The 19780-nt window shown below is 69.0% G+C and carries 16 protein-coding genes, 1 tRNA gene and 1 pseudogene; 8 read left to right on the top strand and 10 right to left on the bottom strand.

All coding sequences use genetic code 11. From position 1 onward, the window contains the following. Positions 1 to 24: 24 nt before the first annotated feature. The gene (locus ACH4SL_RS16145) at positions 25 to 210 is read right to left on the bottom strand and encodes a hypothetical protein (protein WP_398445754.1); all 186 of its coding nucleotides are present in this window, start codon (positions 208 to 210) and stop codon (positions 25 to 27) included. A 149-nt stretch (positions 211 to 359) separates the two neighbouring features. Continuing rightward, positions 360 to 1124: a hypothetical protein gene (locus ACH4SL_RS16140; RefSeq protein WP_398445752.1), complete on the bottom strand. Its 765-nt coding sequence runs from the start codon at positions 1122 to 1124 to the stop codon at positions 360 to 362. A 618-nt stretch (positions 1125 to 1742) separates the two neighbouring features. Between ACH4SL_RS16140 and ACH4SL_RS16135 the strand changes: the two are divergent. Both ACH4SL_RS16135 and ACH4SL_RS16130 read left to right on the top strand, forming a co-directional pair. Next, positions 1743 to 2090, top strand: a pseudogene (locus ACH4SL_RS16135) (transposase); the annotation flags it as partial. Positions 2091 to 2566: 476 nt separating this feature from the next. Next, positions 2567 to 3283 carry a hypothetical protein gene (locus ACH4SL_RS16130; RefSeq protein WP_398445750.1) on the top strand — a complete coding sequence of 239 codons (717 nt, stop codon included), beginning with the start codon at positions 2567 to 2569 and terminating at the stop codon, positions 3281 to 3283. A gap of 394 nt (positions 3284 to 3677) precedes the next feature. Here the strand turns inward: ACH4SL_RS16130 and ACH4SL_RS16125 are convergent, their stop codons facing one another. Then, positions 3678 to 4082 carry a hypothetical protein gene (locus ACH4SL_RS16125; RefSeq protein WP_398445748.1) on the bottom strand — a complete coding sequence of 135 codons (405 nt, stop codon included), beginning with the start codon at positions 4080 to 4082 and terminating at the stop codon, positions 3678 to 3680. A gap of 161 nt (positions 4083 to 4243) precedes the next feature. Then, positions 4244 to 4325 (bottom strand) — tRNA-Tyr (locus tag ACH4SL_RS16120). Positions 4326 to 4541: 216 nt separating this feature from the next. Between ACH4SL_RS16120 and ACH4SL_RS16115 the strand changes: the two genes are divergently transcribed. Then, positions 4542 to 5030: a YajQ family cyclic di-GMP-binding protein gene (locus ACH4SL_RS16115; RefSeq protein WP_398445746.1), complete on the top strand. Its 489-nt coding sequence runs from the start codon at positions 4542 to 4544 to the stop codon at positions 5028 to 5030. Positions 5031 to 5061: 31 nt separating this feature from the next. Here ACH4SL_RS16115 and ACH4SL_RS16110 read toward each other — a convergent pair whose 3' ends face one another. After that, positions 5062 to 5268 carry a tyrosine-type recombinase/integrase gene (locus ACH4SL_RS16110; protein WP_398445743.1) on the bottom strand — a complete coding sequence of 69 codons (207 nt, stop codon included), beginning with the start codon at positions 5266 to 5268 and terminating at the stop codon, positions 5062 to 5064. Between the two features lie 21 nt (positions 5269 to 5289). Beyond that, complete coding sequence (locus ACH4SL_RS16105; protein WP_398445741.1) at positions 5290 to 5556, bottom strand: hypothetical protein; 267 nt, start codon at positions 5554 to 5556, stop codon at positions 5290 to 5292. Positions 5557 to 6945: 1389 nt separating this feature from the next. On the opposite strand from ACH4SL_RS16105, the gene ACH4SL_RS16100 reads away from it, so the two are divergent. From ACH4SL_RS16100 to ACH4SL_RS16085, 4 genes are all read left to right on the top strand, one after another. Beyond that, positions 6946 to 7134 (top strand): helix-turn-helix transcriptional regulator, encoded by a 189-nt coding sequence (locus tag ACH4SL_RS16100; protein ID WP_398445739.1) that lies wholly within the window; start codon positions 6946 to 6948, stop codon positions 7132 to 7134. A gap of 143 nt (positions 7135 to 7277) precedes the next feature. Further along, positions 7278 to 8492, top strand: a complete 1215-nt coding sequence (locus ACH4SL_RS16095) for a hypothetical protein (protein ID WP_398445736.1) — start codon at positions 7278 to 7280, stop codon at positions 8490 to 8492. A 241-nt stretch (positions 8493 to 8733) separates the two neighbouring features. Further along, the gene (locus ACH4SL_RS16090) at positions 8734 to 9810 is read left to right on the top strand and encodes a reverse transcriptase family protein (protein ID WP_398445734.1); all 1077 of its coding nucleotides are present in this window, start codon (positions 8734 to 8736) and stop codon (positions 9808 to 9810) included. A 173-nt stretch (positions 9811 to 9983) separates the two neighbouring features. Continuing rightward, on the top strand, positions 9984 to 13385 hold the full coding sequence (locus ACH4SL_RS16085) for a hypothetical protein (RefSeq protein ID WP_398445732.1): 3402 nt from the start codon (positions 9984 to 9986) through the stop codon (positions 13383 to 13385). Between the two features lie 664 nt (positions 13386 to 14049). Here the strand turns inward: ACH4SL_RS16085 and ACH4SL_RS16080 are convergent. The 4 genes from ACH4SL_RS16080 to ACH4SL_RS16065 form a co-directional block, all read right to left on the bottom strand. Next, on the bottom strand, positions 14050 to 15702 hold the full coding sequence (locus tag ACH4SL_RS16080; RefSeq protein ID WP_398445730.1) for a bifunctional aspartate transaminase/aspartate 4-decarboxylase: 1653 nt from the start codon (positions 15700 to 15702) through the stop codon (positions 14050 to 14052). Between the two features lie 58 nt (positions 15703 to 15760). After that, complete coding sequence (aspT, locus tag ACH4SL_RS16075; protein WP_398445727.1) at positions 15761 to 17437, bottom strand: aspartate-alanine antiporter; 1677 nt, start codon at positions 17435 to 17437, stop codon at positions 15761 to 15763. A 127-nt stretch (positions 17438 to 17564) separates the two neighbouring features. Continuing rightward, on the bottom strand, positions 17565 to 18026 hold the full coding sequence (locus ACH4SL_RS16070; protein WP_398445725.1) for a peroxiredoxin: 462 nt from the start codon (positions 18024 to 18026) through the stop codon (positions 17565 to 17567). Positions 18027 to 18095: 69 nt separating this feature from the next. Beyond that, on the bottom strand, positions 18096 to 19049 hold the full coding sequence (locus ACH4SL_RS16065) for a MarR family transcriptional regulator (protein ID WP_398445722.1): 954 nt from the start codon (positions 19047 to 19049) through the stop codon (positions 18096 to 18098). A gap of 272 nt (positions 19050 to 19321) precedes the next feature. Between ACH4SL_RS16065 and ACH4SL_RS16060 the strand changes: the two genes are divergently transcribed. Next, positions 19322 to 19729 carry a YccF domain-containing protein gene (locus ACH4SL_RS16060; protein ID WP_398445720.1) on the top strand — a complete coding sequence of 136 codons (408 nt, stop codon included), beginning with the start codon at positions 19322 to 19324 and terminating at the stop codon, positions 19727 to 19729. Positions 19730 to 19780 lie beyond the last annotated feature (51 nt).

The following is a 19780-nucleotide window of genomic DNA, read 5'->3' as shown; positions in this document are numbered from 1 at the left end:
GGGACCGCGGGCGCGGCGGCCGGTTCAGCGCCGCCAGCGGCGTCTGCCGGAGGTGGATCGGACACCGCCGAACCCGGCCAGGTGCAGGGCGACGAAGAACACCCCGGCGATCAGCAGGCTGAACGGCGTGAACGCCGCGTCCGTGTGCGTGCTGGTGACATTGATGAGATAGGCGATGGCGAGAATGACGGCGCCCACGGCTGCCAGCATCGGATGCCCTCCTTGACGACGAACGGTCGGCCCCGGCGGGCAGCCGAGCCCTCGCTCGGCCGTACCGGACGCCCTTGCCGATCCGGTGCCCCCAAACGGCTGTTTGAATCCGCGGCGCGCGTCCGTGGGCCTTCGCCCGTGCCCGCGGCCTACCGCGCGGTCTCGTAGTCCGCGACGTTCGCCGAGACCGCTTTGAGCAGCGGCTGCAGGGTGTTCTCAAGCGTCTGGTAATCGCCGACCCGGCCGTCCGACCACTGGGCCAGCCCGACCACCATCGTCCGGCCCTGCCCGGTGAAGGACTGCACCAGGCCGCTGTCCGCGGGAAGGGTGCGCAGACCGGAACCCGGCGGCGGGGCCTGTGTGCCCACCTCGTAGTCGTCAAAGGCCATGCCCAGCTCGGTCACCAGCTTCACCGTGTCCACCGGGTCCTTCATCGTGAAGGCGGCCAGGCTGAACTGGTTGTCGTGCGCGTCCTTGTAGAGGGCGGTCTCCTCGCCGACACACCCCGCACTCGCCTCGATCATGCCGATCAGCCGCGGCCCGACCAGGTCGGGTTCGGTGCAGGACTCCAACGTGGCCGCGGCCACCTTGGTGTACGCGCCGCTACCACTCCCGACCTGCTCCGGGAACGCCTCCGCCAACGGCACCATCGCCCGCTCCGCGGCGGGAGCCGCCGAAGCGGAAGCGGACGCGGGCGCGGCGGGCGCCCCGGTCGCAACGACGTCCCCCCGCGAAGGACTCGCATGCCTCAGTACGACGGAGGCCACCACCGCTGCCGCCACCACCGTCGCCGCCCCGACAGCCCACGGCCACCGCCGCCTCCGCCTCCCCGCCGACACAGGATCAGGAACGGCGGCGGTGGCGGTCTCCCTGGCGAAGCGCTCGACGAAGTCGTTCCACTCGTCGTCACTCACACGACCCTGACCTGCAGGCATATCGTCATTCGTCGGCACGGACGAAACCTAGTGGCCCCCGAACGCCGAGCGCTCCAGCCGCGAGATCACAGCATGATCACTATCCGTCCCCACCCGTTCCCCCAAGCCCCAACGCCCCCACCACCCACCCACTTCACCGCGTCAGTGGGTTCTGGTTCTGCACCTGCTGGGTGCGGCAGGCATCGATGGCGGATCCCCTGCCGCCCCTAGAGGCCCAGGTCGGCGGCGAAGACGGAGAATGCAGGGGCCACTGTGCGCCACTCGCACAGACTCGGGTTCGCCACGGCAACTCCACCGGCGTGCTACTACCACTTCCCCGCGTCTCACGAAAGAAGGCGCAGTAGGGGTCATCGGCGAACATGTCCATCGAACCTGACTGCTGCTCCATCGCCGCCGTACTGGTCAGGAAGTTGAGCGGGTCCTGGAACCACGGAATGACCCTTGCGAGTGCGGCCGGGTCGGGTTGGCGCCACCGATCCTGGGCGAGTAGCGACGTCAACCGCCCGGGCAGAGGCAGTCCACGGACCGTCAAATTCTCCACGGACGAAAACCTGACACAGCAGCCATCGCCATTGATCGCTGCCATGCGTTCGATGCAACGCAGGCAGCAACACCGCCGCCGACCACATCACCCCCACCAAACCGGCCCTGGCCCAGCTGCCCAAACCCATCGGCGGGGCCGCTCGACGCTGATCCGCACCGACTCCGCCGGCGGCATGCGGCTGACCTGCTTCGCCACCAACACCACCAGCACTCCGATCGCGGCACTCGAACTGCGGTACCGCCAACGCGCCTGCGCAGAGGACAGCATCCGAGGCGCCCGAGACGCCGGACTGCGCAACCTCCTCCTGCACCACGCCGCGAGTAACAAGGTCTGGCTGGAGATCGTCCAGCTCGCCCTGGACCCTGCTGGCCTGGATGCCGATGCTCGCCCTGACCGGTCGAGGCGGTTGACGCCAGCGACGACCTGAGGTCGGCGGCCGCGCAGGCAATACTGCGTCGCAATGAGACTCCAGAAGCTCTACGGGGCGAAATGACGCTCCTGTGGATATGCCCGGACCAGGCATGTGGTTCGGGTATCGAATTGGAAACATCGGGCGTTCCACCATGCGCGCCCCGGGTGAGAGTCCACAATTATCTGGGCTCGTCCCGCTCTCCGCCTCATTCACGTTCGTGCCGCGCCCACTGGCCGCGCGAGGCACTCTGCTGGAGGAAACATGACCGCGGGTCCTGGAAACGTCAATGCCGAAACAGGTGGCGGTGACGGGGCCGACCTCACTGAGCATCCTCCGACGGACGACGCCAGGACGCTGGCCGCGACCGCGACGCCGGAGACCGAGACTGGTAGCGCGACGCCTGGAGACACCGACCCTGCGGGTCAGACAACGGCAGCCGGGCCGCGATTCCGCTTAAGGCTCCGGTTGGACGCGGCCATATGGGCGGCCCTCATCGCCCTTCTGGGGACGGTCATCACCGTCTTCGCGTCGCACTCCGACTCCGGATCCGCCACAGGGGCCGGAGACGGCGCCAAGCCCTCAGCGACCGTACCTCTCACGACAGGGCCCACCGCCACAGAATCCGGCGGCACCGTCACCAGCACCGACACGGACTCGGCAGATCCCGCGACGCCCTCCAGCACCTCCTCCGTCTCCGAGGACCCGACCGCGCCAGCAACCACGGTGGCACCACCGCCGCTACCGACCTCCACGCGCCACCAGCACTCCGTAGCCCCCAAGCCGGCTCCGCCGAACGACGGTGCAGCCCACTACCGATACGCGCTTCACCAGGGCTATGCGATCAACCTGGGCTCGACAAGCGCCTCCCACGAGGCGACGACGGGGTCGTGGACCACGCAGAACTTCTCGTGGGGCGGCAAGGACGACCACGGCGGCGACAGCTTCGGCATCTCGGGTGGGGCGGACAGCGTCGCCGTTCTTGGCACCTCCGCGCCGAACACGCACCAGGCCTGCAAGAGCGCCACCAGAGGCGGTGACCCGAGCCTCAACGGCCTCAATCCCGGTGATCGCTTCTGCGTCTTTCCCGGGGGATTTGAAGCACTGGTCACCATCGTTTCCAACACCGGTCAGTTCGGTGGAAGCGACGGTGTCCTGACCATCGACGTCCTCGTCTGGTCCTGAGGCAGGAAGCTGAACGCCACACAGACCGCGGCAAAAGGCGCTCAGCTCAATGCGGTGGATTCCAGGTAAGAGGTGTCAGGGCGAGTGTTCGGGCCTCGATGACCACCATGCGGGCGTCGCGCTCAGCCGCGTCGGTGTGGCTGGCCTGGGCTGTGGCCTGACCCTTCGAGGAGGGCCACGCCGCGGGCGAGGGCGCCGGGGGTCAGCTGGTCGTCTGCGTCCAGCTTGTACGCGTCCGCGAGGTACGGCGACGACGGGGCGTGCAGGCCGTGCGCTGGGTGCCCATCCCACCCGACCTGGTTGCCGTCCTCCGCTGGCACGTGACCGTCTACGGCTACGCGCCCGACAGCCGCCTCTTCCGCCGTCCTCGTCCGGTCGGCGGGCGGAAGACCCACTAGCGCAGGGCTGCACTGGGCTGACGACGCCAATCCCATGCCGGGTGCTCGTCCAGCAGCGCAAGAAACTCGTCCGCCCACAGGATCTCTCCATGGTTGGTGTCGATGAGACCGTCGAACCCATCAAGAACATGGCGGAGCAAGGCCCGGGCCGCGTCCATGGACTCGCACGAGACACAGACCCCATACGGCTCGCCGATTCGGGTCGTCACCAGCTCAAGCTCGTCTGACTCATACTCCGCCAGGATCCCGCCCGAGAGGTCTACGGAGTACGAGTAGCCCTGCCAGTAGATCCTCTCGTCCCCCGTAGGAGGCTCCGGCTCCAGCTCAAAGGAACGGAACCGCTCTTCGAGCATCGGTCGACGCCCTGTGGGCGCAAGGATGATCACAGTCGGCCAGGACACGGCCTGCACCTCCGCACGACGTCGTCCCAGCAGCCGGGACGTGCCGCAGGACGGGAAACACGGAGACAGACCGGGTCCCGACGGGACAGGCCGGCCTCCACCTCACACATGACGAAGGGCCCCTACCCAGCAAAACGCTGGTCAGGGGCCCTTCAACCATGTGGCGGCACGTGGATTCGAACCACGGTAGGCTAAGCCGACGGATTTACAGTCCGCTCCCATTGGCCACTCGGGCATACCGCCATGGGATGTCGCTGGGGACGGGGTCCGCGCGGGGCGCGGGGTCCTTGGCGACGGGGTAAACGATACCTGATGGAGGGGGGTGGTTCGCCACCGGGTTGATCAGGGGATCGGGTCGGTGCGGGGGTGGGGGGCGGTGGCTAGGCTGGTCGCGGACGGTTCGGGGAACGGGCCGTCGACGTGATCGCCGATGGAACACAGTCAAGGAGCCCACTGAAGATGGCCGACTCCAGTTTCGACATCGTCTCGAAGGTCGAGCGGCAGGAGGTCGACAACGCCCTCAACCAGACCGCCAAGGAGATCTCGCAGCGCTACGACTTCAAGAACGTCGGGGCGTCGATCGCGTGGTCGGGCGAGAAGATCCTCATGGAGGCCAACTCCGAGGAGCGCGTCAAGGCGATCCTGGACGTCTTCGAGACCAAGCTGGTCAAGCGGGGGATCTCGCTCAAGGCGCTGGACGCGGGTGAGCCGCAGCTGTCCGGCAAGGAGTACAAGATCTTCGCCTCCATCGAGGACGGCATCTCGCAGGACAACGCCAAGAAGGTCGCGAAGATCATCCGGGACGAGGGTCCCAAGGGCGTCAAGGCCCAGGTGCAGGGGGACGAGCTGCGGGTCACCTCGAAGAGCCGGGACGACCTGCAGGCCGTGCAGGCGCTACTCAAGGGCAAGGACCTCGATTTCGCGCTGCAGTTCGTCAACTACCGCTAGAACACCGCACTGACTTGCGGAAACGCGTCAGCTAGGCGGCCGCAGGGCACGACGAGGGCACTCCGGCGAGGACCGACTCCACTGCCGCCCTCGTTGTGTCCTCGTCGTTGGGCCACAGGTGGGTATAGGTGTCGAGGGTGATCGACGCCTTGGAGTGGCCGAGCCGCTTCTGCACGGTCTTCACGCTCTCCCGGTGCTTGATCAGCACCGAGGCGTAGAAGTGTCGGAGGTCGTGCATTCCCGAGTCCGCCGGAACCAGCTATAGAACCGGGTCCTTGTCCTCCGGGCACCCCCGCCGCTCCCACTTCTTCAGGGCGGCCTCGTGGTCACGCCGGAACGCCTTGTTGGCGACCTTCTCGACGTTGGCCCACACCGACGCCCAGGCCGCACGGCGTATCGCCTTCCTGCGCTCGTTGGTGAAGACGAGCAGCGCCTTGCGGCGCTTGGGCTTCCGCAGGTTGGTCCGGTCCTCGATGTCGACCCGTTGTGCCGGGTAGCGCTCCAGGTGAGCCGCCACTGCGTCCATGGCGATCTTGGCCCGACCGTGCGGTAGCTCTCGTGGGTCTTCGGCCCGGCGAGGTAAGGCTCACCGATATCCGGTCCGACGAGCTGCTGCCGCACGCGCACCGCCCCCGCCTTGAAGTCGAGTTTCTCGACCTCCAGGCCGAACAGTTCGCCTTGACGCAGTCCGGAGGCGGCGGCGAGGAGAAGCAGCGCCCTGGTACCAACCGGGAGATGCAAACACGATCGCAGCGACCACGTCAACCCCCAGGGGCACGATTTCCTTCTTTCGCACCGCCAGCAGCTTCACCCCGCGACAGGGATGGAACCCCACCTGCCAGTCCAGCTCGGCCAGACGGAACGTCGCGGTGACGTAGCTCCAGGTCACCCTCAAGGTCGAGGGTTCAAGGTGAGCGCTGCGGTCCTTCACCCACGCCTGTAGGCCCGAGGTCCGGGTGGAGGCGATCGCGTAGTCCCCGAGGATGGGCAGGATGTGGATCCTGAGCGCCCGTCCGACGCGCTCGACAGTGACAGCGCTGTGCACCGCCCCCTCGCGCCAGCGCCAGCAACCTCACGGAAGGTCTCCCTGCCGACCGCCGGGGCGACGAACTTTCCGGTCGTGATGTGGTACTGGAGTTCGGCCGCGCGCCGTTCGGCGTCGACCTTCCGCTCGAAGGGCTCCTTGCGGGGAGTGGCGGCAGGGTCGCGGTAGCGGACCTGCCAGCGCATGCCGATGGCGTGCTCGGCTGACGGGACCTTCCCCTTGTGCTCAGGGCACTCCGCCTCGCCCGGTTTCGGGCGGGACTTGTGCCATCGGTCGTAGACGCTTGCCAAAGAGGCACTCCATTTCGAGGGTATTGAAAGAGTCAGAGACGGACCGCTCAGCCCAGCGGCGCGTGCCGGGGCATGGCCTGCCGATTTATGGGCGGTGTCGGTGTCCGGAATGTTGATCCCCGTCGCGGCGGATGTCAAACACCTTGGTACAACATTCCATCGGTGGGCCTTGGGGCGACCCCAGATGACATCGAGTAAAAGGCAACCGATCAGGTCGACGGCGACAGTAACCAGCGCCGGGCCGGGAACAAAAAATGAGCATCTTCGGGCATCTGGAGGCGCAGCAGGGCGGGGCGAAGGGTGGCCTGGAGGCACGTCTGCCCAGTTCAAACCCTCAGCCAGTGGTCACGATTTGGTGATGCCAGTTCGTCCCAATCGGCTGCCACGAGTCCCAATAGTGCCACCCGCTTCGCCCAGCCGAGCATTCATTTCGGACAATCCGGACAACAGCCCAATAGCTCTCCGACGGGGAGCTGGGCTCTTTTTAGGTTTCCGGCCGGACTTCGTGGATCGTCTCTCATGCCTGGCCCGCCCCGCATGTCGGTGGCGTTCCGGGAATTCGCCGCCTACCGAATCTGGAGTGCTTGTGGGACGACCCACCAACCGCCCGGCCACCGTGCAGGGCCGCCGTCCGCTGCTGACTGCCGAGGAACTGGCCGACTTCCTCGGCGTGCCGCTCGCCACGGTCTACGCCTGGAACCACCATCGACAGGGCCCGCGCGCCCACAAGGTCGGACGGTACACCTGCGCTACCGCTGGACGGAGGTAGAGACGTGGCTGGCAGACCGGGCCATCGACCGTATGGCCTGACGGCAGGGCCAACTCCCCACAGGCCGCGAAGGGCCTCGCGGCAACGAGTTCAGTCCTTCATCGCTGTGTGGCAGTCCGCACCCGAGCGCTAGTATTAGCGCCGTGCATCAGTTGCGACCGAGTGCCACTCAGCAGGGCGAAGCTTGGCTGTCAAACTTCCGCCCATCGGATACTGCGCATGCACGACTCCTCATCGACAGCCTTCACTTCGTGTCGTCGACATCCTTTCGTCAGCGGCTCTCGCGGCACCTGCACTCCTTGCTCGCGGACCCCTCGCGCGTGCCCGGCCCTGCTGCCTTGTATAGCGTCCGCTCCTGCGAGCTGAACGAAACGATGTTCATCGATGAGAAGGTGCCCCTGGTGCCGGCCACCGGCGGCAGCGAGCTCATCGTCCAGAACATCCTCCGCTCGACGGAGCAGGCGTTCGACACGAAGGTGGTGTCACGCCAGAGTTGGAAGCTGGAACACCTACGGGACAGGCGCGTGCGCAGTCTGGTGTTCGTGTCCGACTATGCCGGCTCGGGCGACGAAGCCATCGACTACGCGAAGGCATGGCTTCGGAACCCCACCATCCGCAGCTGGCGCTCGCTCAAACTCATCAGGCTCCACCTGGTGCTTTTCGCTGCGTCGACTGCCGCGCTCAGGCGGCTCAAGTCGAGCGCGGTGTACGACTCTGTGCATACGATCCACGCCGGCATCGACTTCGAGTCCGCCCCATGGGAACCAGCGCAACGCAAAGCGATCAGACTCATCTGCGAACGGTATGCGGCCGCCAACACGGGCGGGCTGGGATGGGGCGGCAGCGAGGGCCTGCTCGTGTTCGAACATACCGTTCCCAACAACCTCCCGAACATCGTGCGGCAGACGAAGGGCCGTGCGCAGTCAGGGAAATGGGTCCCCTTCTTCAAACACCGCACGGCACCGCTTGAACTGATGGATGCCCTGGCTGACTACCGACCGCTCCCCAACCGGCAGCAACAGCTCCAGGCCGTCCGACAGCACCGGCTAGCAGCAGCGACGAACCTGCACAGCATGAGCCGGCCCGAACTCGAGCTACTCGTCGACCTGCTCGCGCACGCGGCCGGAAGACGACGGCACCCCGAACAGTTGGCACCTGCGCTGCGCGTCCCCGTCCCAACCGCTGTAACGCTCACCGAACTGGCACAGCGGCTGGGCCTCCTAGACGAGGAACGGCGGCTCACCGACTCGGGCTGGCAGGAGCTGCGCAAGGCAAAGGCAAAGCCGCGACACATTGCCGGCGGTTTGCAGGGCAACAGCGACCCCTACTATCCTCAGGCGCTTAAGGGGAGTCGGTGACGCCTAGAGCATCGGCGAGTTCATCGCCGAGTCAGCAGTCCGCTCATGTGCGGACCAGGCTGCGGCCCTGGCTGCAGCTGTGAGCAAGCTGTCGATCGCCTGGATCCTGGAAGCCGGCGTGCCCTACGTGGGACTGGCACCGGATTCCAAGAGCCCTCGCGGGATACACCGAAGGTAGGCCGTCATCGACTCCCCCGCCACCTATCGACGGCACGGTTTGGCCGCTGGTGTCGATCCGGCAGTGCTGGACGAGGCCCTGCGCCAGATCAAGCGGTCCGAAAGCTACTCAGTCACAGCCGTCCTGACGCTGCGCCACCTTTCGCACCTGACGGGCGCGGAGTACCCGTACCTGCGTGGGATCGTCCAGCGACAGCTCGACCCGTATACCGAGTTCTCGCGGCCCAAGCGGGAGCCAGGCAAGGTCCGGCTCATCTCCTCGCCGAACCCTGTTCTGATGGACATTCAGAGATGGCTCCTCACAAATATCTTCGAGCGCATGAGCCCCCATCAGGCCAGCTTCGCCTATCAGCAGGGCCGCTCCGCAGTGCAGTGCGCTGAGCGCCACCTGGGTGCTACGTGGCTACTGAAGTTCGACCTGCACGACTTCTTTCACTCCATCAGCGAGCGAGAGGTCTACAGAATCCTGCAGGCAGTCGGCTACAACAGACTCGTCGCCTTCGAAATCTCGCGTGTCTGCACCCGGCTCCCCCAGCAGCTGGCCCGCGCCACCTGGGGACGCTATGCGATTATCCGTTCCTACAACGGGAGCCGTCCCGGCTTCCTTCCACAGGGCTCACCAACCAGCGGAGCCATCGCAAACCTCGCGGCCCGCGCCCTCGACGACCGGTTATGGGAGATCGCCGAGAACCACGGCCTAACCTACACGCGGTACGCAGACGACTTGGCCTTCTCGGCGCTTCACAGGCTCGACCATGCCACGATAAGCCGCTGTGTATCGGACATCACCCAAGCGATCTATCAGTCCCACTTCCAGGTGCACCACAAGAAGACTCGCATCGTGCCGCCCGGCCAGCGGAAGCTTGTTCTTGGTCTACTCGTGGACGGCAACCGGCTGCGGGTCCCCATTCCAACCCGGAAGCGGATCGAGGGCCACATCCGCGGCGTCGCCACCTTCGGCCTCGCCGCTCACGTCGAACATGCAGCCTTCAGCTCACTCGGGGGTTTCGTCCGACACGTCGATGGCCTGCTTCGCTATGCGCGGGGCGTCGACAGGGACTGGTCAGCACCACTGGCCGAGCGCTGGGAAGAGATCCTGTCGGCGGAGGGCATCACCGCTCTAGACCGACAGCAGTGGTAGCAATGCGCCACGCCCATCCGAATACACCCTCCCGCTGGAGTTGAGTCCCTCAGTAGCATGCCGGAGTCCCAGGCATCGGGTGCACGGACGGTGATCCGTCGTAGACGTTGGGACGTCGCCGAGAAGCCGCGAGAGGTGGAGCCGGATCGCCCCGCGCCGCTACGGTGGCGCGTGTGACCGAGGCCACCACCCCCGCACCCGAGTCCACCTCGCCGGTCGAGGAGGTGCCTGACGCCATCGCTCAGGCCCTCACCGCGCAAGGGCACGAGGGCGAGCTTGCCCTCGCCCTGTTCCGGGACGCCCGCAGGATTCTCGGCGACACCACTCTGGAGTGCCCAGCGCAGGTCGCCGCAGCATGCGTACGAGGCGCGATCGAGTCCCTGCTCTACCTCGCCAAGGAACCGAACGCCTTCGGCATCAAGGCGGCGGCGAAGGACGTCATCAGTGCAGTCTCCGCCCAGCTGAACGCCGACCCCGCATCCCTGCCCCAGCACACCGCCGAGCTGCTCACCGCAGTCGACGCCCTCCAGAAGGAAGTCGACCGGCCCGGCGGACAGCGCCGCCGTCAGGCGATGCGGATTGCCGAACGCCTGACCGGCCAGCAGCTCGGCCCCGGCCAGGAGGAGGCCGTCGACGTGTGGGGCCAGCTGTACAACAACACCTCCGCCCTCATCCACGGCCAAGGCGACGGAGCGCAGACCCGGCGGTGCGCCGACCTCTACCGCCAGGCCCTCGCCGCGGTCCGCGAGGTGTTCGTGCCGCTGACCGCCCGGGCCCAGCGTGTCCTCGAACTCACCGCGCTCGCCACCCCGACTGCCGAGGACGCCGCCGAGGTCAACGGCTGGGCCGACCCGCGCGCGATGGCGTACTTCTTCCAGGCGCAACCACATGCGGCCTGGCTCGACCTGCTCGACGAGATCTGGCTGCTCCCCGACCCGGGCACCGGCACCTGGCCAGCCTGGCCCTACCTGTGGCACCTGACGACCGAGGACCCCGCAGCGGCAGCCGCGTGGCTGTGCCCGCGTGTAGCCCGGGTCACCGCGTGCGGCCCCGACGCCCAGGCGAGCTGGCTGTCCCTGGCCGGGCGCATCGGCGCGGTCCTGAACACGGAGACCGCCGACCTGGTTGAGTCGCTCCTCGCGCGGCCCGACACCCCGGGGCGCCTGCTGGCCGTCGCCGCGGACTGGGCGCTCACCGTCAGGCTGCCCGACCGGGACCGGTCCTGGATCCTCACCGTCGAGAAGCTGATCAAGCACGCGATCGCGGGTCACCGGGACGTGCAGGACATCCACCTGTGGTCGGCCCACGACACCACGTTGCACTTCGACGACCGAGAGCAGGTGATCAAGCAGATCCACGACCTGCAACTGCCCGACCACCAGGGTGGCCAGCTCCTGAAGGCCCTCGTCCGAAGCGCCTACCGGCCCGCTGACGACGGAGCGCTCCAGCCACACCCGGACGTGCGGCTGCTGCGGACGGTCACCGGGATACTGCTTGCACACGAGATCGCCGCCACCGACCCTGAGAGCCGGCCCATCCGGTTCCACCAAGCCCTCTTCGATGTCCGGTTGGACGACACGGCGCCCAGCCTGGGGCCGCGCCTGGCCCGCGCCCTGCTCGACCTCGCCGCAGCCGACGCGAGGGCAGGCGTCCCCCTAGCCGAACGCACCAAGATGTGGACCGCCAAGCTCGCCCCCGCAGATGCCGCCCTTCACAACCGGATTCTGGCCGCCCACCTGGTCGAGTGCCGAACCATGGACGAGCAGCACGCTCCGGCGAGGGACGGCGACTGGTGGCAGGCCGCGCTCGACCTCGTGCCCCGCGCGGTTACCGAGCGCCCGCCGACGGAGAACGCGCAGCTGGTCGAGATCGTCCTGCGCACCTGCCCCGCCCAGGACGTCGAGGTCCTGCATGGGAGCGTGGCCGCAGCGCTCGGCCCCGCTCCCACCGCCGCAGAGCTCGCCGACGGGCGCGCAGCCCTGGTCGCCGACGAGCGGCCCCCGGCCAGCTGGCTCACCGCCTGGGACTGGTCTCCCGTGCTGCCGGCCGAGATCCTGGCGCCCTGGTCCGATGTCCTCGCCACGTTGCGGAGCATCGCTCCGGCCGGCCCTCGTGACCCACGCCAGGCCGAGGACTTCGTCACGATCAGCGCAGCTCCGCAGCCTGCCCTCACCGTCGAGGACCTCGCCGCCACTGCGGCCGTCGACGGTCCGGCTGCCGCCGCCCGCCAGCTCACCGCCGCCACCGACGCGGCGGACGGTCGGCCCTACTTCCTGACGCTGCGCCAGCTCGTCCAGGCCGACCCGGCGGCCTGGACGGCCGACCCGTCCGCCATCACCCAGGCGCTCGGCAACCCCGCGCTCGCCACCGTCTACCTCTCGGCCGCGGCAGAGGCTCACCGTGCGCCTGGCGTCCTCCCCGGCGGTGCCGTGGTGAGCGCGGCCGCCGCAACGCTCACCACGCTCCAGGCGCTGGCAGCCGCCGATGCTGAAGTCGGGCTGCGGCAGAACAGTGAACACACCCTGATCGACCTCCTCAACATCGCCTGGGACCGCGGACACACCGACAGCACCGAGCTCGCCCCCGCCCTCACCCACCTGCGCGAGCGCACCGACACCCTCACCCAACCCCCGGCCACCGGCCCCAGCCAGGACACCCCGGCCGCCCTCGACCCGGTCGCCCGGGCGCTAAACTGCCTCCTCAACCACGCCAGCCACCACCACACCATCACCGGTACGCTCCCGAACGGGATCCTGGACCTGCTCCACGAGGTCCTCACCGCGACGGGAACCGACGAGCGCACCGCCTACGCGCTCGCCCCCCACCTCCCCTTCCTTCACAGCGCAGCCGCCCAGTGGGTCCGCGACCACGCCGACACCCTGCTGACACTGCCGGCAGGCCAGCCCAGTCCCGCCGCCGCCTGGCTCCACTGGGGCCCGGCACACGCTCCGCTGCTCGCCGACCTCGACCGGCCCCAGCTCCTGCAGCACCTGCGCGTCACCGGCGGCTCCAGCCTCACCCACACCGCGCTCGCCCTCTTGGACGACCCCGCCCAGCTCGGCGACACGAGGGCCTTCTTCACCGACCTCGCCAGCCACCCCTGCGGGCCCACCGCCGTCGCCCTCCTCCTCGAGCTCACCGCCGTCCAGCAACAGCGCACCGCGGCATCCGCCACCTGGCCCGGCCGGGCCCTCGACCTCTGGCGCCAGGCCCTCGCCGCCGATCTGCCCGCCGGAAGCATGGCGGGTGCCGGAGCGTTCGCAACCGACACCGGTCTGGACACCACCGACTGGCTGCCGCTCACCCTCGCGTCCGCCCAGCACAGTCCCCAACTGCGCCACGCGGTGGAGGTCGCCGAGCGCGCCGCCCGCCTTCCGCACGTCCCGGCGGCCTTCTCGCTCATGGCCATCCTCGTGGCCCACCCCGCTGACCCCTACGACGACCGCGAGATCCGCGACCACGCCCGAGCCCTCCTCACGGCCGCGACCGCGAGTCTCGGAGGGCACTCGCAGATCACCGAGCTACGAGAGGCACTCGTCAACGCCGGCGACATCACCGCAGACCTCATCCGGTGATCTGTAGCAACGCCCGCCACCAGCGCTGCCGCCGGTACTCGCACCGCTCGCTGGTCTCCCTCGGTACGGGCTGTGGGCCGAGGTGACGGGCTGTCGGACGGACCCTGCCAGCATGGGCGGCGCCATGATGAAGCCTCCCAGCAGGTACCACGACGGCCGACTCGTCCTGGAGCGGCAGCGGCTCGCGCAGGCGAACGCCGTCGTCACCCGGGTCACGGACGAGATCCCTCTCGGCAACCCGGCCACCGACCAGCTCCACACCGTGCGGCACGCGGCGTGGAGTTGGCGAACTGCACCTCGGCCAGCGGGTCATGGAGCTCCACGGCACCGACGGTGCGGGCGGTGAAAGCGGCTTCCGTCCAGGCGATCTGGTGCTCGACGCGGCGGTCGGGCTACCTCCGCGCCAGCGCCGAGGACGAGTCGACCGGCTGGCCCTTCGAGGCGGGCACATAGCACTGACGACCAGTGCAAAGTGAGGGTACATCCAGGGCACATGGGGGCGGAAAGCGGCGCTGACCAGCGAAAGCTCCATACAAGAGTTTTCCCAGGTCAGCACCATGATCGCCGAAAAATCGCAGGTCAGCGCGGCGCCCCTGCAGTTCGTGAACTACCGGTAGTCGGTACGGCGGTGCCTGAAGGCGCCGGGCGAGCCCGGCGCCACGCTTCAGGCGTCCTTCGTGCTCCGCCACTCCTGGTGGTATTCCTCGAAGATGCGGTGCAGGCCGTGGCCGATCTTGAGGTAGTCGAGGTCGTCCAGGTTGGCCAGCGAGGCGCGCACCGACCACTCGGGGCCTTCGAAGCCGCCGCCGTTGAGGAGCACCACCCCGGTCTGGGCGGCCAGCCGGAAGAGCGGGTCCACCGGTTCGTACTGCGCCTGGAGGTACGCGGCGAACTCCTTGCCGTACACCCGCTCCGCCTCGGCGAGCAGGTCGAGTTCGACGTAGTACGCGGCCCGGTCCGGGTCCTCCGCGATCTTCATCCCGGCGCCCTCCACGAGCAGGTCGAGGCGGCGGTGGACGATGGCGCGCAGCTGCTCCTTGTAGGCCCGGCCCTCGGGGAGCATCGCGAAGAGCGAGAAGAGCGCCATCATCGCCTGCTGCGGCGTGGACAGCCCCGCGGTGTGGTTGAGGGCGACCTGCCGGGAGTCGGCGACGAGCCGGTCGATGAACCGCAGGCCGGGGACGTCCAGGGTGATCGAGCCGTACCGGCGGGCGAGGCGGTCCTGCTCGGCCTTCGGAAGCGCGGCGATCATGTCGTCGACGACGTTGTCGTCGGCCAGCCCGATCACGCCGAGCCGCCAGCCGGTGGCGCCGTAGTGCTTGGAGTACGAGTAGACCAGCAGGGTGTTGCGGGGCAGGTCGGCGGCGAGCGAGCGGAAGCCGTCGACGAAGGTGCCGTAGACGTCGTCGGTGACGACGACCAGGTTCGGGTTCTGCTGCCCCACGACGGACGTGATCTGCTCGGCGACCCGGCGGCTGAGCGCCAGCGAGGGCGGGTTGGACGGGTTGACGAGGCAGAGCAGCTTGATCGAGGGGTCGGCGAGCTTGGCGACCTCCGACTCCGGGTAGCGCCATTCCCGCACGCCCTTGCCCGCCATCAGGTCCGCCTTGACGTACACCACGTCGAACTCGTAGGTGTCCAGCTGCGGGATCTCCACGTACGGGGTGAAGACCGGCACCATGAGGGCGATCCGGTCGCCCTTGTGCAGGATCCCGTTCTGCATGAGGGAGTCGAAGACGTAGCACATGGCGGCGGTGCCGCCCTCGGTCGGGAAGAGCGAGAGGCCGCCGGCCGGCAGCTCGCCGCCGTACACCTCGCGGCGCAGGTACTCGCGCACCACCTGCTCGGTGTCCGCGAGGGAGCGGTCCGGCACGGGGTAGTTGTCGCCGGTCACGGCGTCGGTCAGCTCGTGGAGGAAGTGCTCGCGGTCCAGGCCGAGTTCGCCGGTCGCGTGGTCGACGCAGTCGGCGAGCAGGAGGGTGCCGGGCAGTTCCGGGTGCTCGCGCAGCCAGCGGTCGAAGCGGGTGGCGACGCCGGGCTTCTCCGGCATCCCGCCGAGGTCGTCGCCGTGCCAGACCCGGCGCGACTCGGTGAGGGCGAAGTAGCCGAGCGCGTAGAAGGCCTCGCGGGGGCTGGTGGCGATCCAGTTGGGGTTGCCCCGGCCGGCGTTGAGCATCTGGACGGAGCTGGTGTCCTTGTGGCCGGGCTGGTCGCCCTGCGCCTGCCGGGCGATGTCGATGAAGACGTTCTTGAGCTCGAACGGGGAGAGCTGCGCGTACCGCTTGATCTCGTCACGGGTGAAGCTGCGTGCGGGCATCGGGGGCGGCCTTCCGTGGGGCGCGAGGACGGTTGCGGGGGGGGCGGGGAAATACGGGTCAGGGGCCCAGGATGCCGACCAGGACCGGGCCGGTCAGCGGGAGCAGGAAGTTGGAGAGCGCGTAGGTGATCGTGTAGCCGAGCATGGGGACGGAGGAGTCGGCGACCTGGGTGACCGCGGTGATGGCCGGGGTCGAGCACTGCTGGCCGGCGATCGCGCCGATCAGCAGCGGCTTCTCGATCTTCAGCAGTTTGAGGCCCACGAAGAGGGAGATGGTCGCGGGCACCAGCACCATGGCGATGCCCGCGCAGGGCAGCAGCGCGCCGTACTTCTTGAGCAGCGGCCAGGCCTGCGGTCCGGAGGTGAGGCCGGTGCAGGCGATGAAGACCGCGAGGCCCATGTCCTTGATGGTGGCGGCGGCCTGCGGCGGGAAGGCCCCGAAGGTCTGGGTGCGGGAGCGGAACCAGCCGAAGACCAGGCCGGAGACGAGGCAGCCGCCGCCGGTGCCGAGTGACAGCGGGGCCGAGCCGATCTTGATCTCAACCTGGCCGAGCAGCGAGCCGAGCGCGATACCCAGGCCGAGGTAGATGAAGTCCGTGGTGTCGTTCCTGACGACCTGGCCGAGCTTGGCGACCAGGGTCTTCAGCCCGGAGCGCAGCCCGACGAGGCTGAGCACGTCGCCCTGGTGCACCACGGTCTCGCCGGAGGCGGGCATCGCGTTGCCGGCCCGTACGACCTCGGTCACGTAGACGCCGCTGCGGTAGAACTCCGGGTTCTCCCGCTGCAGCTGGTCGATCGACTTGCCGTCGTTCTCCTTGCGGGTGACCGACACCTCCTCGGTGGCCATCGGGGTGTCCATGCCGGGGGCGGACGGCACCTCGGGGCCGATCTGGTGGCCGACGTCGATGACGTCCGCGCGGCGGCCGACCAGCAGCAGGACGTCGCCGGTGGTGGCGACGTAGTCGTCGGGGACCGGGGTGCTGACCTTGCCGCCCCGGCGCACGGTCTCGACGCTCACCCGGTCGCTGAGCGCGCGCAGGCGGGCGATGCCCTCGCCGGAGGCCTGCGCCACCAGGTAGGTGCGGCCGACGACACCGGGCAGCCCCTCGCGCTCGTCCGGCTCCAGGTCGCCCTTGTCCCGGCTGCGCTGCCACAGTGCGCGGGAGGCGTCGGCGAGGTTGATCCGCATGATCATCGGCATGATCTGGCTGGCGTAGAGCACGATGGTGATCAGGCCGAAGAGGTAGCAGACGGTGTAGGCGGTCGCCACGTTGCCCTGGTAGTGGGAGATCTGCGCCTGGGTGAGTCCGGACAGCTTGCCGATGGATTCGGTGGCGGTGCCGACGACCGCGGACTCGGTGGCCGCGCCGGCGAGGATGCCGGAGGCCGTGCCGACGTCGAGGTCGAACCACTTCGCCAGCACCAGCGCGATGGTCAGGACGCACACCAGCTCGATCGCGCAGAGCGCGAAGAAGCGCAGGCTCTTGCGGTTGAGGTTGCGGAAGAACTGGGGTCCGGCCATGTAGCCGAGCGCGAAGATGAACAGCGCGAAGAAGACCGTCTTGACGTCGTCGGCGACCGTGGCCTTGGTCCAGGCACCGAGGAGCAGCGAGACGATGAGGGTGCCGCAGATGCCGCCCAGCGTGATCGGGCCGATCCGGCCCTTCCCGAGCAGGTAGCCCAGCGAGAGGCTGAGGAAGAGGACCAGTTCGGGATGGTCCTTGAGGACGCCCATGCCGGCTCAGCCCGCGACCGGGGGCGGTACGGCCGCGGCAGGGTCGGAGAGATATCGGCGCATGAGCCGAAAATAGGTGCATAACGTACCCGGCGTGCCGCGGCACGCCGGGTACCCGCGGCGACCGCTACGCCGCCTGGAGTTCGCGGACGACCTTCAGCGCGTCGTCGATGTGGCCGCCGATGTTCGTCATCGACGAGAACGCGTGCCGGATGACGCCCTCCTTGTCGATGACGAAGGTGATCCGGCCGGGGAGCAGGCCGAGCGCCGAGGCGCCGTACAGCTTGCGCACCTCGCGGCCGCGGTCGGACAGCAGGACGAACGGCAGTTCGTGGCGTCCGGCGAAGCCCTCGTGGGTGGCGACGGAGTCCGAGCTGATGCCGACGACCTCGGCGCCCGCGGCGGTGAAGCTCTCGTAGCTGTCACGGAAGCTGCACGCCTCGGCGGTGCAGCCGCGCGTGTTGTCCTTGGGGTAGAAGTACAGCACCACGACCTTCTCGCCCAGGATGCCGCTGAGCGTCACCTGCTTGCCCGTCTGATCGGGAAGCGTGAAGTCCGGTGCCTTGTCGCCGACCTGCAAGGTGCCCATGGCCATCTCCTCGACGTCTCGGCCGCGTTGCCCTGTCCGGCGATGGTACGGCCCCGGGCCGCGGGAGGTTCAGCCGCCGTCCCGGGGCGCAGCTCCCTGCCTCGCGCCTTGCTCCCCGCCCTGCCCCGCGCACTGCCCCGCCACGAGCGCGCCCAGCAGCCGCGCCAGCTCCGCCCGGCCCGCGGCCCCGAGCGACTCGCCCAGCTCCGCCTCCGCGGCCTCCACGACCTCGCGGGCGGCGGCCAGCGCGCGGCGGCCCTCGTCGGTGATGCGCAGGGCGTAGCGGCGGCGGTCGGCGGGGTCGCGCTCGCGGACGACGCGGCCCGCGCGCTCCAGGTCGTCGACGACGGCTAGCACGGCCTGCTCGCTGATCGCCAGCCGCCGGGCGAGCTGCTGCTGCGAGCAGGCCGCCTCGGCGAGCACGGTGAGGGCGCCGAAGTGGCGGGCCTGCAGGCCGCTGCCGGCGAGGGCGGCCTCGATGCGGTGCCGGGTGAGGTGGTGGGCCTCGGCGATCAGCGCACCGGTGCGGCGGGCGCCGCCGGGCGCGGCGGCGGGGCGGGACAGCAGCGCGGCGAGCAGGGCGCCGAGCCGGTCGCGTTCGGCGCCGGTCAGGCCCGCGGCGAGCTGGGCATCGGCGGCGGAAATGGCCGGATCCATCGCCTGGAGCGCGGCGCGCCCCTCACCGGTGAGGGCCAGGGCGTAGGAGCGGCGGTCGTCGGGGTTGCGCGTGCGTATGACCTGTCCGGCGGCCTCGAAGCGGTCGATGAGCTTGACCATGGTGGTGCGGTTGATGCCGAGCCGGTCGCCGAGATCCTGCTGGGAGTAGGCCGCGCCGGGCTCGCCGATGGCGTCGAGGACCTGGAAGTCGCGGGCGCTGCACGCGCCGTCCGCGGCCTCGTCACGCTCCGGTGCGCAGGCGCCGGCGAGGGCATGGGCGCGACGCAGGAGGTAGGCGGTGTAGACGGCGAGCCCTGGGGTCAGCACCGCGGCCGAGGTCCCGCTGCCGAGCGCGTCACCCTTCACCACCGTGCACCTCCGATCGCGAGACTAGCAAAGGGCAGCCGTCTGACCAGCGCCCCTGCGGGTCACGCTGTGGTGACGGCACCTCCCGGGCGACCCGCCGGGCGCCGCCGCGCGCCGCCCGCTTGTCCCCGCACGACCGTCGGGAACCGGCCATCCCGGCCGTCACGTACCGCACCGCCGCGCGCCGCTTCCGTTTCCCTCTGTCAGTGCGCGGCCCGATACTGGACGCAGTGGGGCGCATGGAGCCGTACGGACCTGGAAAGGTGCAGGCCATGAGTGTGTTGCGACTCGTTCTGAACGTGATCTGGCTGGTCTTCTGCGGGCTGTGGATGGCGCTGGCGTACGTCGTGGCGGCGCTGATCTGCTTCGTCCTCATCGTGACGATCCCGTTCGGCATCGCCTCGCTGCGGATAGCGGGCTATGTGCTGTGGCCCTTCGGGCGGACGACGGTGGAGCGGCCGGACGCCGGGGCGCCGTCCTGCGTCGGGAACGTGATCTGGCTGGTCTTCGCGGGCTGGTGGCTGGCGCTGGGGCACCTGCTCACCAGCATCCCGCTCTTCGTGTCGATCATCGGCATCCCGTTCGGCTGGGCGAACCTGAAGCTCATCCCCGTCTCGCTGATGCCGCTGGGCCGCGAGATCGTGCCGTCCGACGAGGGCGCCTTCGCGTACCCCAGTTGAGCGCCACTCCAGCTGAGCGCCACTCCCGCCGAGCGCCCCCGGCCGAGGGGC

This window comes from Streptomyces sp. NPDC021020 (genome assembly GCF_044333285.1).
Lineage (GTDB): Bacteria > Actinomycetota > Actinomycetes > Streptomycetales > Streptomycetaceae > Actinacidiphila.
This window is presented reverse-complemented; position numbering and strand designations above follow the sequence as displayed.